Source organism: Venatorbacter sp. C2-1 (assembly GCF_022832715.1).
Classification (GTDB): domain Bacteria; phylum Pseudomonadota; class Gammaproteobacteria; order Pseudomonadales; family Oceanobacteraceae; genus Venatoribacter; species Venatoribacter alkanivorans.
Genome location: NZ_CP094879.1, coordinates 2,507,501 through 2,520,396, shown reverse-complemented (window position 1 = coordinate 2,520,396; position 12,896 = coordinate 2,507,501). Strand labels below are relative to the sequence as shown.

Genomic DNA, 12,896 nt, shown 5'->3' with positions numbered 1-12,896 from the left:
ATGGAATCGGTGGGAGCCGCAGCATCAACCGCTCAGCAGGATGCTAAGCGGTTGATGCTGCTGGAGTTTCAGGCCAGAACTTCGAAGGTCAGGTCGGCTTTTTCCTGCAAACGCTGGATAAAACGCTCGTCAAACATGGAGGCCGGAGTCCAGAAGCCGCCTTCGCGATCGCATTTTTTCCCGTCGCGGTAAAAATCAAGCGCCAGCCCACTGGCCGCCTGACCCAGTACTTTGGCGGTGGAGCCGTAACCCGGGTCACCTTTGCCTTTTACGCGGGTAATGATGGTCTGACCATCGTCGCTGCGGCCGATAAAGCGGATATCAAAATAGCCTTCCTGCTGCTGTTTTGGTGTCGGGCCTTCACCGGGCTTGGGCAGTACGTATTTTTCCAGCAGCCAGCGGCTGGGCTTTAACGCCGCACCGATCATAAAGGTGCCCATACCACCAACCAGTGCCGCCGCCAGTGCATAGCCTTTGGCGCCGCCGCCGGTAAGCATGGCTTCGTCGTACATAAAGTTGTCGCCATAGAGTTTGTTGCGCAGGGCGTTGGAGCGGTGCACCACGCGGGTATTAATGGCGGCCATAATAAAAGGCACAGACCAGCTGAGCAGGTCGGTGTCTTTTTCAACACCTTTCTGGTTGATCTGACGGGCGCGGAAACCGTGCTCCGGCGGACAAAGGGAATAGGGGTTCGCCAGTTCTTTACGCAGTGCCGGATCAGCCATCACTTCTTTGGTGAGCTGGATAATACTGGCCACGGTACCACCGGACATACCGCCTTTGGCGGCTTTTACGCGCATTTTAATGCGGCTGGCGGTTTTGCCGTTCCAGGCCTTTTGCGCTTCGGCCTGCAGAAAGTAGACGCCCATATCGGAAGGCACTGAGTCGAAGCCACAGCAATGCACAATGCGTGCGCCGGAGGCTTTGGCGCTGGCTTCGTATTTTTCCAGCATGCGTTTGATCCACTGTGGCTCGCCGGTTAAATCGCAGTAGTCGGTGCCGCTTTCAGCGCAGGCTTTGACCAGCGGTTCGCCATACAGGGCGTAAGGGCCAACGGTGGAGACAATGACATTGGTCTGTTCGCACAGGGCGCGTACCTGCTCATCGCGTGCAGCATCGGCCAGCAGAATCGGCAGGTGTTTGGCCTCGTCTCCCAGTACCGGCACCAGGCTGCCGCGCACCGATTGCAGTTTGCTTTCTGAACGGCCGGCAATGGCCCATTTCAGTTCGCCATTAAGGCCGTAGGTTTCCGCCAGATAGCGGGTCAGAATCTGGCCGACAAAACTGGTGGCGCCAAATACAATCAGATCGAAATGAGGTGTGGCCGTATCAGGGCTGGTGGCTGTCATAGCTGGGCTCCTTGTTATTTTCTTTTGGGCTGCTGCGTTAGGGTCGACAAACCCTGCTAACGGCAACGCTTTTTATTATCAGAAGCAGGCAAGTTACCTCTAAAAGCGGGGGAATGTAAGGGCTGGGAAGACCGCTGAAGGTGGCATCCGGGTCAGAATGCATTTGGTAATTGTATATATGAAAAAACATATATATGATTTTCCAGATATTTCTGCTGGTAAGTGCCGTGAGCCCGTTAACCCTGTTCAAGTGTCTTAATGATGAAACCCGGCTGGTGATGGTGCTGTTGCTGCAACAGCATGGCGAGCTGTGTGTGTGCGATTTAATGGCGGCGCTGGAAGAAAGCCAGCCGAAAATTTCCCGCCATCTGGCGCAATTACGCACGGCGCAATTACTCAGCAGTGAAAAACGCGGCCAATGGGTGTATTACCGTCTGCATCCGCAATTGCCGCTATGGGCCGGGGAGGTGATCGCCACCACGCTGGCGGCTAATCATGATTTTATTGCCCCTTACGCCAATCGCTGCAGTGCCCTGACTGCTGCCAATTCGTCTTCCTGTTGCTGAGCCTATCCGGATATTTTTATGAAACTGTTATTTGTTTGTACCCATAACCGCTGCCGCAGCATTCTGGCGGAAGCCATTTGCCGCGCAGAAAGTAGCGGCGTTTTCGAGGTGCGCAGCGCCGGCAGTCAGCCGGCGGGTGTGGTGTATCCGGGTACGCTGAATTTTCTGCAGCAGGAGGGAATCCGCAGCGATGATCTGCGCAGTCAGAGCTGGGATGAATTTGCAGATTTCGCCCCGGATGTGGTGATTACCGTCTGCGACAGTGCCGCCGGAGAGGCCTGCCCACTGTGGATGGGCAACAGCATCAAAGTGCACTGGGGATTACCCGATCCGTCAAAATTGCCGGAGGCCGAACAGAGCGCGGCGTTTAATCAGGTTGCGGCTGTTTTACGTGAGCGTATCCGTGCTCTCAGCGTCATCGACTGGTCGGATAAAACAGCGGCCGATATTCAGCATTTATTTCAGCAGCAGAGCGGAGTCTGAATTATGGGTATTTTTGAGCGTTTTTTAACCCTGTGGGTAGGCGCCGGCATGGTATTGGGTGTGGTGCTTGGGCTGTTATTGCCTGATCTGTTTGCCAGTATTGCGGCGCTGGAAGTGGCGCGGGTAAATCTGGTGGTGGCGGTATTAATCTGGCTGATGATTTATCCGATGATGATTCAGATTGATTTTTCGGCTCTTAAAAATGTCGGTAAAAAGCCACAGGGATTGCTGCTGACGCTGGTGATTAACTGGCTGATTAAACCGTTCAGCATGGCCTTGCTGGGCTGGTTATTTTTTAAAGTCTTTTTCGCCGGGCTGGTCGATGCCCAGACCGCCAGTGAATACATTGCCGGGATGATTCTGCTCGGCGTCGCACCGTGCACGGCGATGGTGTTTGTCTGGAGTCAGTTAACCAAAGGCGATGCCAATTACACTCTGGTGCAGGTGTCGGTTAACGATCTGATTATGATTTTTGCCTTTGCCCCTATTGCTGCTTTCCTGCTCGGCGTATCCGATATTCAGGTGCCGTGGCAGACCCTGCTGATCTCGGTACTGTTGTATGTGGTGCTGCCATTGGTGGCCGGGGTACTGACCCGCAAGTGGTTATCGGCCGATCGTCATACCGAGCGCCTGACGCACTTTATGGCGGCGATAAAACCCTTCTCCATTCTTGGTCTGATCAGTACCGTGGTGATTTTGTTTGCCCTGCAGGCGCAGACCATTGTCGCCAAACCGTTTGATATTCTGCTGATTGCCATTCCGCTGATGCTGCAGACCTATGGCATCTTTTTTATTGCCTATTTTATCGCCCGCAGAATGCGTCTGGCGCATAACATTGCCGCGCCTGCGTGCATGATCGGCACCAGTAATTTCTTTGAACTGGCGGTTGCGGTGGCCATCTCGTTGTTTGGACTGCATTCCGGTGCGGCGCTGGCGACGGTGGTGGGCGTGCTGGTAGAAGTACCGGTGATGTTATCGCTGGTGGCCTTTGCCAATAAAACCCGTCACTGGTTTCCAGCGGCACTTGGTAAATAAAAACAAAGGTGCATGAGGATAAGCCATGAGCGATTTACCGAACCTGATACCGGAGTTATTTAAAGTTCCGGCCGCTGACGAATTATTCTGCCGCCAGGCGGCGAGTCATAAGCCGCGGATTCTGTTGCTCTACGGCTCGCTGCGCAGCCGTTCGTTCAGCCGGCTGGTGGTGGAAGAAAGTGTGCGCTTATTAGAGGCCATGGGGGCCGAAACCCGGGTATTTAATCCCAGCGGTTTACCGCTTCCGGACGACAGTGACGACAGCCACCCGAAAGTGCAGGAATTACGCGAACTGGTGAACTGGAGTGAGGGCATGGTGTGGTGCTCGCCGGAGCGCCACGGTGCCATGACTGGCATTATGAAAGCACAGATTGACTGGATTCCGCTGAATATGGGTGCAGTGCGGCCTACGCAGGGTAAAACGCTGGCGGTGATGCAGGTATGCGGCGGTTCACAGTCCTTTAATGCGGTGAACCAAATGCGCATTTTAGGCCGCTGGATGCGGATGCTGACCATTCCGAATCAGTCGTCGGTAGCCAAAGCCTGGGCTGAATTTGACGCTAACGACCGTATGAAACCGTCACCGTATTACGACCGTATTGTCGATGTGCTGGAAGAGCTGCTGAAATTTACGCTGTTAACCCGCGACCGTAATGATTATCTGCTCGACCGTTACTCCGAGCGCAAAGAAAGCGCGGAAGAATTAATGAAGCGGGTTAATCAGCGCTCAATATGAATCAGCCACTGATCGGATTGGGCGATGAACATGCGCGGATTCAGGTATTTATCGCCAACCGTCCGCCGCTGGCGGAATACCAGCAACTGCAGATAATGCAGCCGCTGCAGCGCGGAGATATTGCCCGTATTGCCAGCGAAACCGGCAATCATTGGCGCAAGATTTTTAATGTGTATGCCAAGCTGATCTTTGCATTGCAGCAGGCCGGTATTAACGGAGATAACAATCAGGACGTGTCTGGCTATACACGCTGGCAGGATCTGCGCGATCAGCAGTTATTGCAGGCGGGCAGTGGGCAGGCATTGTTATTTTCGCCGCCATCGCTGAGCCCTGATAGCACCAAAATCCGTTTATTACTGGCTAAAGGCTATGCCCAGACTCTGGGTTTAAGTACCGAGCTGATCTGGCTGGATAACGACTTCGCCCTGCATAAAGCGTCGGGGCTGGTGCTGTGCCCGTATTTTGATTACCGCCAGTTGTCGGATATTAAAATTCAGCGCTTGGTTGAGTGGTTAAAACAGAGAGCGGAGCGGTGAAAAGGTCAGAACGGAGCGATAAGCCGTTCGGGGATAGGATCGGGTAGGGAGTCGGGTAGGGAGGTAAGCCGTTCAGGCAATGATGCCAAATAACAGGCAATAAAAAGGGGAGCTGTTGCCCCCCTCACGCATTGCTTTGTTCAGCTGCCGTTTGGCCTGATTACGTTTGGCCTTGGTCGTGGTTTCGTGTACGCCACCTTTGCGCATAATGGCCGCACAGGCATGCAGGTTACGCCGTACCGGCTGGCCAGCCAGTGCCTTGGTTTTCTTGCTCATATTGCTCTCCGTTATTGTGATCGCTCTGATCATTACTGTGCAGGCCTTTCCTGCTCAGGTCTTTAGACGGCAGTTGCTGCCGCAGCGCTATGATTGCAGAAAGCGGCAGCAGTTCAATCGTTATCTTTATAAACACAGAACTTTCCTGCTAGGGCCTGTTAACACTAAGTGAATCGGGCCTGCTGAGAGCCAGCTTTTCTCAGAACAAGGAGAGAGGAGTGATATTAGCGGGCTAAATGAATAACGAGCGACGATGTTAATGGGGAAAACTGGCCTCAGCCCGAAGGGTTATGGCTAAAAACCCCTCATCCTGCGTTGCTGTTCGTTCGCTTAACCCGTTACCAACCTGTCTGGAACAGGTTGGCGTGCCAACCCCGAAGGGGTGAAGCACAGGGATGTGCTGAACATCCCACACTCTCAGCGCCTTGCCTGAGAAATTTTTATCCAATAACAGGCCTGTTTAATTAGTGTTAACAGGCCCTAGTTGTTCTGCCTGACTGGTAAAACTACTTAGTCAGGCTTGCGGTACGGGTGTATTCATACCGGGCTTTAATCCGGTTATGCTGACGTATCTTTGTACTGTGATTTATCTGGAGAATGGCTGCATGTCGGAAATTGGTTTAATTAACTGGCTCAGCCTGGCCTGGTTTATCGGTTGCTGGGTAGCCTATACCCAGTTTGCCAAGTACAAAGCGAAAACCTCTGCCTCTCTGTCGTCTGTTTTGCATGTGCATCGCATCAACTGGATGAGGCGCCTGCTGCAGCGCGAAGTGCGGGTGGGGGATGCCGCTCTGCTGGCCAATCTTGAGCGTAACGTTAATTTCTTCGCCTCTTCCTGTGTGCTGATTCTTGCGGGTTTGCTGACGGCGCTGACCGCCGTCGATAAAGTTGAGGGCATGTTGTCCGGAGTCTCGTTTGCGGTGGTCGATACCTTACTGGCGCTGGAACTGAAAATCCTGACCTTAATCGGCGTGTTTATTTATGCCTTCTTCACCTTTACCTGGTCGATGCGTCAGTTTGGCTTTGCCTCCGTTCTGGTGGGTGCAGCTCCGTTACCGGGCGATGATTCGGTAACCGCGGCCGAACGCCGCAGCTTTGCGATTTATGGTGCCAAAATCATTGATCAGGCCAGCCGCAGTTATAACTACGGGTTGCGCTCTTTTTATTTTTCACTCGCCATCCTGACCTGGTTTATCCATCCCTGGGCGTTTATTGCCGCAGCAGCACTGGTGGTGGTGGTGCTGTATGAGCGGGAGTTTTTGTCAAACTCGCTGGAAGCTCTGAAAAAGGTTGAGAACGTCGGAGATAAGTTATTTAAAGACGATAAAGAACTGTCGCGTTACTGAAGCACGATTCAGTAAAAAAACGCCGCATCTGCGGCGTTTTTTATGCGTTCTGCCCGTGCTTCTGCTTAAGCCAGTCGGCGATATCTCCGGCAATGCTTTGCCAGCCGGGTTCTGCAATCAGCCAGTGGGCATGGTTGGTGTAGCAGCGATACTCGGCGTTGGTATAGCGCGCTGCGACTTTTTTATTGATGGCTGCGGGGGTGATGTGATCGTCGGCGCCGGAGATGACCAGTAACGGCTGGGTAACTTTGCGCTCATCAACCCGGCTGGCCTTATTCCGGTCAAGCAACCAGAAACCAATTTCGAAGGCGGCGCGGCCACTTTCATGGCGCATTTGCTGATAAGCATCCTGCGCTGCGTCATCTGGCAGACGATTAAAGAGGGCGTAGCGCGCTGCTGCCGGAGAGAGTTTGTTGGGCTTTTTCCAGAAACCCCAGCGCGTCATCACTGTAAAAAAGCTGCGCACAACGGATGCTGTCAGAGCGTGTACGCCGGCCGGTGATGCCGGGCAAATTAACACCGCAGCTGTTGCTAATTGGCGTGCACACAGCATTTGCGCCAGCAATCCTCCCATCGAGTGACCAATCAGCACCGGCCGTTGTGGCAAGGTGCGAATAAAAGCCTCCAGATCGGCGGCATAGTCGCGCAGACTGAGTTGGCCAAGCGCTGTGCTTTCGTTGTCCTGAATATCGTGCTGACGTAGCGCCGGGGTATGGCACTGGTAACCGTGCTCAGTAAAAAATTGCCGGTAGGGCTCAAATACCTCTGGCCCGCACCACATGCCGTGAATAAAAACGATGGCTGGGCGCGGTTCTGCTGCGCTGTGAACGGTTGGCATAGTGATATTCCTGTTATTCGGCTGAAGGTCATTAAACGGCATGGTACTGATGCCGTCCAGTCGCTAGAATGCCTGATTATTTTATTGCTCCGGGAGTTCGTATGCTGAATATTTTGCTGGTAGTGATCATTGCAGGTCTGTTGTTCTATGCATTACGTCGTGCCGGTATGGGCAGTGGCAAAAGTGCGGTTGACAATGTTGCAGCGGGTGCTGAATTTCTGGCGGAAAATAAAAAGCAGGATGGCGTAAAAGAAACCGCATCCGGTCTGCAATATCTGGTATTGGAACCGGGTACTGGTGAGAAACCCCCGGGCCCGCGCGACCGGGTGCTGGTGCATTATCACGGCACCTTGCTGGATGGCTCGGTATTTGACAGCTCTGTGGTGCGTAACGAACCCATTGCCTTTGGCCTGAATCAGGTTATCCGCGGCTGGACTGAAGGTTTGCAGCTGATGGTGGAAGGTGAAAAAACACGTTTATTTATTCCGGCCGATCTGGCCTATGGCAATCAGCGTGCCGGAACCATTCCGGCCGGCTCATTGCTGATCTTTGATGTTGAATTATTAAAAATTGAGAGTTGAAAAATAATGAGAAAGGGAATTCGTATCACCCTGGCCGGTATGCTGATGGTTTGTGCTTCCGGCTTACATGCCGAAACCTCACGGGAATTCCGGGCGAGTCATCATGTTGGCATTGACGGAGCATTTTCGCTGGTGTCGCTGCCTTTTCCTGCAGCTAAGGGCGTGGCGCTGAATGTCAATCTCAGCGACCAGTGGCAGCTGGGACTGTCCTATATGAACAGTGGTTTTGAGGTGAATTTTTCTAAGTTAAAACTCGCCGGATTTAAAGAACGTCATGCAGGCCTGTTGGTGCGTCGCTTTTTCGGCAACAGTTTTAATCTCAGCGGTGGTTATGTTTATCGCACCAATGAAGTGTATCTTGATCCTGAAGTGTATGGTTTTCCGCTGACAGATCAGGGAATCCGCACCGAAGCTTATACCCATATGGCGCAGTTCAGTATTGCCAATCACTGGCAGCAGGGGCCATGGACGCTGGCGGTCGACTGGCTGACTCTGGTGGTGCCGGTGTCCGGTGAGGTTACCCGTTCTTCTGCTGATCTGGCTGATGAAGACAAGCGTGATGATGTACGTCAGGCCGAAGACGTTCTGACCTGGTATCCGAATATGGCGGTATCAACGTTGCGTCTCGGATATATGTTCTGAGTAACAGGGATAAATACACAATGTGGCAGTGGCTGTTAAATAAACTGGCAATCTGGGCGAAACCCGAGGTTAAGGTATTACCTGTGTGGCAGCCGGAATGGTCTGATTTTCTGTTGTCGCACGTGGCGTTTTATCAGCGTCTGGATGAGTCGCAGCGGCATGAATTTGAGCACCGTTGTCAGCTGTTTCTGGCGACCACTGCGGTTGAAGGTGGTGTCGATGTTGAGGTTACCGATGAAGATCGCCTGCTGGTTGCCGCGAGTGCGGTGATTCCGGTTTGGGGCTTTCCGGGCTGGCATTATTTTAATGTGCGGGCGGTTTTTTTACTGCCGGCAGCGTTTAATCCAGAGTTTCAGTGTGGCGCTCCGGATTCGCGAATTACCGGCATGGTCGGAACCGGTCCTATGGCTGGCAAAGTGGCGCTGAGTAAGCCCGATCTGCATGCCGGTTTTGCCAATCAGAAAGATAAGCACAATGTTGGCATTCATGAATTTGTCCACCTGGTGGATATGGCTGATGGTGCGCTGGATGGTTTTCCGGAGCGGCTGGAAAATTATCGTACCAGTGATGCCTGGTTCAGTCTGGTTCAGCAAAAAATTGGCGAAATGGAGCAGAACAAAACCGGTATTCCTGAATACGGTGCAACCAATCAGGCCGAATTTTTTGCTGTGGCGTCGGAATACTTCTTTGAACGCCCCCAGCTGCTGAAAAAAAAGCATCCGCAGCTTTATGGGTATCTGAGTGATTTTTATCAGCAGAATCTGGCGGATCTGAGGCGTGATGCCGCGCCACATAAAAACAGTCCGTGTCCCTGTGGCAGTGGTAAAAAATATAAGCGCTGCTGTATGCCGGCAGGGCGTTAGTAACCCCGCGGATTCTGATGTAGCATGACCTCTTCATTTCGGTTGTGGACAGGTTATGCGCACAGGCCAATTACTGATTGTTTTCTGTGTATTGCAGGCGCTTTCTGCCGTGTCGGCCGCGCGTCCCCTGGTGTTTGGCACATTTCCGATTCCGCTGATGGTGGAGTCTGAACAGCAGGGAATTTTCATCGATCTGACCCGTGCTCTGGCTGCCGAAGCCGGGCTGGATATCCACATTACTGTCTTTCCCGCCAAGCGTGCCTTGTCTGAATTTGAGCAGGGCAATCTGGATGGCCTGTTTCCGGCGCTCAGCGTCACCATGCCAGTGGCTTATGAGCGCAGTCTCAGTATTTACAGCAAAGATGACTTTGCCTTCACTCTGAAGGGGCAACCGGTGTTGAGCACTCCGGAGCAGCTGCAGCACAAGCGGGTAGGTATTACCGCAGGTTATCCTTATTCGCCTTTATTGACCGGGCAGCCGGGTATTCAGTTTATGAGTGCCAATACCGATATTCAGAATGTACAGATGCTGCTGGCCGGGCGTATTGACGTGTTTGTGGTGGAGGAACATTCCGGTCTGCGCGCGCTGGAGCAGGCGGGGGCTGTCAGCCGGGTGCAGTATGATCCGGCACGGCCACTGAGCAGGCAGGATACGTTTTATGCCTTCCGGGCGGATCAGGAAGGCCGTATTCTCGCCGGGCAGATTAATGCGGCTCTGCAACGTCTGCAAGACAGTGGCACTCTGGCCAATATCATGGCCAGAAGACCTCATGCGGGAGCGCAGGATCATGATTGAGGGCATGTTGAGGACATGATCAAATATTATCGTCTGACCCTGACAGCGCTATTGGCACTGGCGGTATGCATGCCGCTACAGGCAGAGTCTGTGCGCATGGGGACTTTTACAATCCCGCTGATGGTTGAGTCGGCAACCCGGGGTGTTTTTATCCGCCTCGCAGAAGCGGTTGCGGCTGAAGCCGGCGAGGAGCTGGTGATCAGCCTTTTCCCGACCCGAAGGGTGCGCGAGGTTTTTGCTGAGCAGAATCTGGATGTTATTTTTCCGGCCATTGATCTGTCGATGAACTCGCCATATCTGGCAACAACGGCGGTGTACAGCAAGCGTGTTTTTGCTTTCACCCGCGTTACCGAACCATTGGTAACCAGAGTTGAAGATATGACTGGTAAACGTATCGGCTATACCTCTGGTTTCAGTTATTCCAGCGATGTTTTATCGGTGCCAGGCGCCAATTATCAAAGCACTATTACCGACCCGCAGAGCATCAAAAAACTACTGGCTGGCCGCATTGATGTATTTGTTGGCGATGAAAAGTCAGCTTTGCGTGCGGTCAGTGAGGAGAATGCCGGCCACCTGGTGCATTACGATGCGGCCAGCCCACTCAGCACTCATTCGGTGTTTTTTGCCTTCCAGCCAACAACACGAGGTACCGAGTTACGTCGTCGTTTTAATGAGGCGCTCGGCAGAATGGCTGCGGATGGTCGGCTGGAGACTATTCTGAGTCAGACGCGCTGATCAGCGGCTGCTTTCCTGTAACACAGTCATACCGATTTCTATGGTCTGGCTGCTGTCACCCAACCACAACATGCCATCCTGAATACTGGCCTGTAGACGCATGGTGCGGCTTGTTAATTGTTGCAGCTGCTCTATGGCGGCCGCATCAAAATCCACCACCTGAAGATTATTGAAACGCCGGCAGCTGTTTTCGATCTGTTGCCACCATAATTGCGCGGCACGTCCGTGGTAGCCGTAAATAATGACCCGTTTTGCACGGTTACAGGCTTTGCGGATGCGTTTCTCATCGGGCTGGCCGAGTTCAATCCACAGATCTATTTCATCGCTCAGTGAGTGCGCCCATAAATCGGGTTCATCATCGGTGCTGAGGCCTTTGGTAAATTCCAGCTGCTCACCGGCGTTCAGGGCAAAAGCGGCAAGACGTACCATCATCCGCTCGGTGGTTTCTGACGGATGCTGAGCAATGGTCAGGTTGTAAGTCTGGTAATGATTGCGGTCCATGTCGGACACATTCAGTTCGGCTTTATAAATGGTTGCTTTCAGCGCCATGGGTGTAATTGCCAGAAAAAATAAGCGCGTACTCTAATGGTTTCATGGGCTGACGGCTATGGCTGTAAGCACGGAATACGCCGCAGAGCAGATCGTCTTATATTCGATCACACTATTTGCCATCGTATTGTTTAGCTCAAAGTGGTCTTTCACCTTTCTGGCTGGTCTTTTTTCGGCTACACATTAACTGTGTCTGTTCTGCCAAAAGCAGGGCGGATGCACCTGTTCAATTAGCCGCCCGTCAGGCGGACTCAGGCCAAAAGCCGGAGGTGCAGGATGCGTTTTCATTTGCTTTGTCAGTCTGTCGCCAGACAGATCTTTGTCAGTTGTATGACGTATCGCGTCGCTGCGGATGGCGTGCGGCTTCTGTTCTGTTTTCTTTCCTGTCTGTATCTGAGTGGCTGGCCGGACAACCGGGCTCGCACACTTATCTGTACCACTGACAAGTGTGCCTGCGCTACCGGCGCTGAGGGAGGGTTGTGTTATGGGTAATGTTCCTGGTGTTCATGCTGCAGCCATGGTGCAGTATCTTGGTGAAGATGGCGTACCGGTGCGGGAGGTTCCGCTCTGGGCCCATGAGCCTGAGCCTTTGCTGCGTGCCTATGAGTGGATGATGCTGACGCGGATGTTCGATCAGAAGGCGGTTGCTCTGCAGCGCACGGGTCAGCTTGGCACTTTTCCGTCTTCGGTCGGGCAGGAAGCCATTGGCGTTGCCTGTGGCCTGGCGCTGGAAGAACAGGATATTTTTGTTCCTTATTACCGTGATCATGCCACTCAGCTTATCCGTGGTGCAGCCATGCACGATCTGTTGCTGTACTGGGGAGGAGATGAGCGTGGCAGTCATGCTGGCCCGGCACAGGATTTACCGGTTTGTGTGCCGATTGCCAGTCAGTGTGGCCATGCTGTCGGGGCTGCGGCTGCACTGAAGTTCCGTAAACAGCCACAGGCCGTACTCTGCACCCTGGGCGATGGTGCAACCTCTAAAGGTGACTTCCTCGAAGCACTGAACCTGGCCGGTACCTGGCATCTGCCGGTGGTGTTTGTTATCAACAATAATCAGTGGGCAATTTCGGTGCCGCGTGCTGCACAGTGCGGAGCCCCCACGCTGGCCCAAAAAGGTTGGGGTGCGGGTATACACAGCGTGCAGGTGGATGGTAACGATATTATCGCCATGCTGGATGTGGTCGGCGATGCACTGGAGCGGGCACGGCACCGTAAAGGGCCGACGCTGATTGAAGCGGTAAGCTACCGCCTGGGGGATCACACCACTGCCGATGATGCCAGCCGTTACCGGACCGATGATGAAGTTAAAGCCGCCTGGGAGCGGGAGCCGGTTCGGCGTTTATGTCAGTTCCTGACAACTCAGGGCGCCTGGAACGAAGCCATGGATGCGCGCTGGCAGGATCACTGCCATACGGTTGTCAGCAAGGCCGTTGAGCAGTATCTGGCAACACCAGCGCAGGCAGCAGAGGCCATGTTCGACCATCTGTACGCCGAATGGCCACCTGCACTGGATGAGCAGCTTGATCTGTTTGCGGCACGAATGACGGCACGGGAGGTGTGAT

At 53.4% G+C, this 12,896-nt stretch carries 16 protein-coding genes; 12 read left to right on the top strand and 4 right to left on the bottom strand.

The window, feature by feature from the left end; translation table 11 throughout:
- Nucleotides 1-68 precede the first annotated feature (68 nt).
- Nucleotides 69-1,349, bottom strand: coding sequence for a saccharopine dehydrogenase family protein (locus tag MT343_RS11185; protein WP_145468159.1), 1,281 nt, complete (start codon nucleotides 1,347-1,349; stop codon nucleotides 69-71).
- A 227-nt stretch (nucleotides 1,350-1,576) separates the two neighbouring features.
- On the opposite strand from MT343_RS11185, the gene MT343_RS11180 reads away from it, so the two are divergent.
- The 5 genes from MT343_RS11180 to MT343_RS11160 are packed head-to-tail and all read left to right on the top strand — an operon-like array spanning nucleotide 1,577 to nucleotide 4,705.
- Entirely contained in the window at nucleotides 1,577-1,915 is a 339-nt protein-coding gene (locus MT343_RS11180) for a metalloregulator ArsR/SmtB family transcription factor (protein ID WP_444875576.1), read from the top strand.
- An 18-nt stretch (nucleotides 1,916-1,933) separates the two neighbouring features.
- Nucleotides 1,934-2,398: an arsenate reductase ArsC gene (locus tag MT343_RS11175; protein ID WP_145468161.1), complete on the top strand. Its 465-nt coding sequence runs from the start codon at nucleotides 1,934-1,936 to the stop codon at nucleotides 2,396-2,398.
- Nucleotides 2,399-2,401: 3 nt separating this feature from the next.
- Nucleotides 2,402-3,433, top strand: a complete 1,032-nt coding sequence (gene arsB, locus MT343_RS11170; protein WP_145468163.1) for an ACR3 family arsenite efflux transporter — start codon at nucleotides 2,402-2,404, stop codon at nucleotides 3,431-3,433.
- Between the two features lie 25 nt (nucleotides 3,434-3,458).
- Nucleotides 3,459-4,169 (top strand): arsenical resistance protein ArsH, encoded by a 711-nt coding sequence (arsH, locus tag MT343_RS11165; protein WP_145468165.1) that lies wholly within the window; start codon nucleotides 3,459-3,461, stop codon nucleotides 4,167-4,169.
- Nucleotides 4,166-4,705 (top strand): DUF6942 family protein, encoded by a 540-nt coding sequence (locus MT343_RS11160; RefSeq protein WP_145468168.1) that lies wholly within the window; start codon nucleotides 4,166-4,168, stop codon nucleotides 4,703-4,705. Before arsH ends, MT343_RS11160 begins: the two co-directional genes overlap by 4 nt.
- Before the next feature lie 72 nt (nucleotides 4,706-4,777).
- Here the strand turns inward: MT343_RS11160 and MT343_RS11155 are convergent, their stop codons facing one another.
- A complete protein-coding gene (locus MT343_RS11155; RefSeq protein ID WP_145468170.1) occupies nucleotides 4,778-4,981 on the bottom strand; it encodes a hypothetical protein in 204 nt (67 codons plus the stop codon).
- 560 nt (nucleotides 4,982-5,541) lie between these two features.
- On the opposite strand from MT343_RS11155, the gene MT343_RS11150 reads away from it, so the two are divergent.
- Nucleotides 5,542-6,327, top strand: a complete 786-nt coding sequence (locus MT343_RS11150) for a DUF599 domain-containing protein (protein WP_222428527.1) — start codon at nucleotides 5,542-5,544, stop codon at nucleotides 6,325-6,327.
- Nucleotides 6,328-6,367: 40 nt separating this feature from the next.
- Here the strand turns inward: MT343_RS11150 and MT343_RS11145 are convergent, their stop codons facing one another.
- Complete coding sequence (locus MT343_RS11145) at nucleotides 6,368-7,165, bottom strand: alpha/beta hydrolase (RefSeq protein ID WP_186435853.1); 798 nt, start codon at nucleotides 7,163-7,165, stop codon at nucleotides 6,368-6,370.
- Nucleotides 7,166-7,266: 101 nt separating this feature from the next.
- Here MT343_RS11145 and MT343_RS11140 point away from each other — a divergent pair, with 101 nt between their 5' ends.
- Genes MT343_RS11140 through MT343_RS11120 form a run of 5 tightly spaced genes read left to right on the top strand, consistent with a single transcriptional unit; the run spans nucleotide 7,267 to nucleotide 10,782 of the window.
- Nucleotides 7,267-7,746 (top strand): FKBP-type peptidyl-prolyl cis-trans isomerase, encoded by a 480-nt coding sequence (locus MT343_RS11140; RefSeq protein WP_145468174.1) that lies wholly within the window; start codon nucleotides 7,267-7,269, stop codon nucleotides 7,744-7,746.
- Nucleotides 7,747-7,752: 6 nt separating this feature from the next.
- Nucleotides 7,753-8,388 carry a hypothetical protein gene (locus MT343_RS11135; RefSeq protein ID WP_145468176.1) on the top strand — a complete coding sequence of 212 codons (636 nt, stop codon included), beginning with the start codon at nucleotides 7,753-7,755 and terminating at the stop codon, nucleotides 8,386-8,388.
- Nucleotides 8,389-8,408: 20 nt separating this feature from the next.
- The gene (locus MT343_RS11130; protein ID WP_145468178.1) at nucleotides 8,409-9,251 is read left to right on the top strand and encodes a M90 family metallopeptidase; all 843 of its coding nucleotides are present in this window, start codon (nucleotides 8,409-8,411) and stop codon (nucleotides 9,249-9,251) included.
- Nucleotides 9,252-9,306: 55 nt separating this feature from the next.
- Nucleotides 9,307-10,047 (top strand): substrate-binding periplasmic protein, encoded by a 741-nt coding sequence (locus tag MT343_RS11125; RefSeq protein WP_145468180.1) that lies wholly within the window; start codon nucleotides 9,307-9,309, stop codon nucleotides 10,045-10,047.
- A 15-nt stretch (nucleotides 10,048-10,062) separates the two neighbouring features.
- Nucleotides 10,063-10,782, top strand: coding sequence for a substrate-binding periplasmic protein (locus MT343_RS11120; RefSeq protein WP_145468182.1), 720 nt, complete (start codon nucleotides 10,063-10,065; stop codon nucleotides 10,780-10,782).
- Here the strand turns inward: MT343_RS11120 and MT343_RS11115 are convergent, their stop codons facing one another.
- Nucleotides 10,783-11,331: a YaeQ family protein gene (locus MT343_RS11115; protein WP_145468184.1), complete on the bottom strand. Its 549-nt coding sequence runs from the start codon at nucleotides 11,329-11,331 to the stop codon at nucleotides 10,783-10,785.
- A gap of 484 nt (nucleotides 11,332-11,815) precedes the next feature.
- On the opposite strand from MT343_RS11115, the gene pdhA reads away from it, so the two are divergent.
- Nucleotides 11,816-12,895, top strand: coding sequence for a pyruvate dehydrogenase (acetyl-transferring) E1 component subunit alpha (gene pdhA, locus MT343_RS11110; RefSeq protein ID WP_230330891.1), 1,080 nt, complete (start codon nucleotides 11,816-11,818; stop codon nucleotides 12,893-12,895).
- The last annotated feature ends 1 nt before the right edge of the window (nucleotide 12,896 follow it).

Excerpts from the sequence above, each read along its gene's own strand:
- MT343_RS11185 (WP_145468159.1), bottom strand. The coding sequence starts at position 1,349 with ATGACAGCCACCAGCCCTGATACGGCCACACCTCATTTCGATCTGATT.
- MT343_RS11175 (WP_145468161.1), top strand. The coding sequence starts at position 1,934 with ATGAAACTGTTATTTGTTTGTACCCATAACCGCTGCCGCAGCATTCTG.
- arsB (WP_145468163.1), top strand. The coding sequence starts at position 2,402 with ATGGGTATTTTTGAGCGTTTTTTAACCCTGTGGGTAGGCGCCGGCATG.
- arsH (WP_145468165.1), top strand. The coding sequence starts at position 3,459 with ATGAGCGATTTACCGAACCTGATACCGGAGTTATTTAAAGTTCCGGCC.
- MT343_RS11160 (WP_145468168.1), top strand. The coding sequence starts at position 4,166 with ATGAATCAGCCACTGATCGGATTGGGCGATGAACATGCGCGGATTCAG.
- MT343_RS11155 (WP_145468170.1), bottom strand. The coding sequence starts at position 4,981 with ATGAGCAAGAAAACCAAGGCACTGGCTGGCCAGCCGGTACGGCGTAAC.
- MT343_RS11150 (WP_222428527.1), top strand. The coding sequence starts at position 5,542 with ATGCTGACGTATCTTTGTACTGTGATTTATCTGGAGAATGGCTGCATG.
- MT343_RS11145 (WP_186435853.1), bottom strand. The coding sequence starts at position 7,165 with ATGCCAACCGTTCACAGCGCAGCAGAACCGCGCCCAGCCATCGTTTTT.
- MT343_RS11140 (WP_145468174.1), top strand. The coding sequence starts at position 7,267 with ATGCTGAATATTTTGCTGGTAGTGATCATTGCAGGTCTGTTGTTCTAT.
- MT343_RS11135 (WP_145468176.1), top strand. The coding sequence starts at position 7,753 with ATGAGAAAGGGAATTCGTATCACCCTGGCCGGTATGCTGATGGTTTGT.
- MT343_RS11130 (WP_145468178.1), top strand. The coding sequence starts at position 8,409 with ATGTGGCAGTGGCTGTTAAATAAACTGGCAATCTGGGCGAAACCCGAG.
- MT343_RS11125 (WP_145468180.1), top strand. The coding sequence starts at position 9,307 with ATGCGCACAGGCCAATTACTGATTGTTTTCTGTGTATTGCAGGCGCTT.
- MT343_RS11120 (WP_145468182.1), top strand. The coding sequence starts at position 10,063 with ATGATCAAATATTATCGTCTGACCCTGACAGCGCTATTGGCACTGGCG.
- MT343_RS11115 (WP_145468184.1), bottom strand. The coding sequence starts at position 11,331 with ATGGCGCTGAAAGCAACCATTTATAAAGCCGAACTGAATGTGTCCGAC.
- pdhA (WP_230330891.1), top strand. The coding sequence starts at position 11,816 with ATGGGTAATGTTCCTGGTGTTCATGCTGCAGCCATGGTGCAGTATCTT.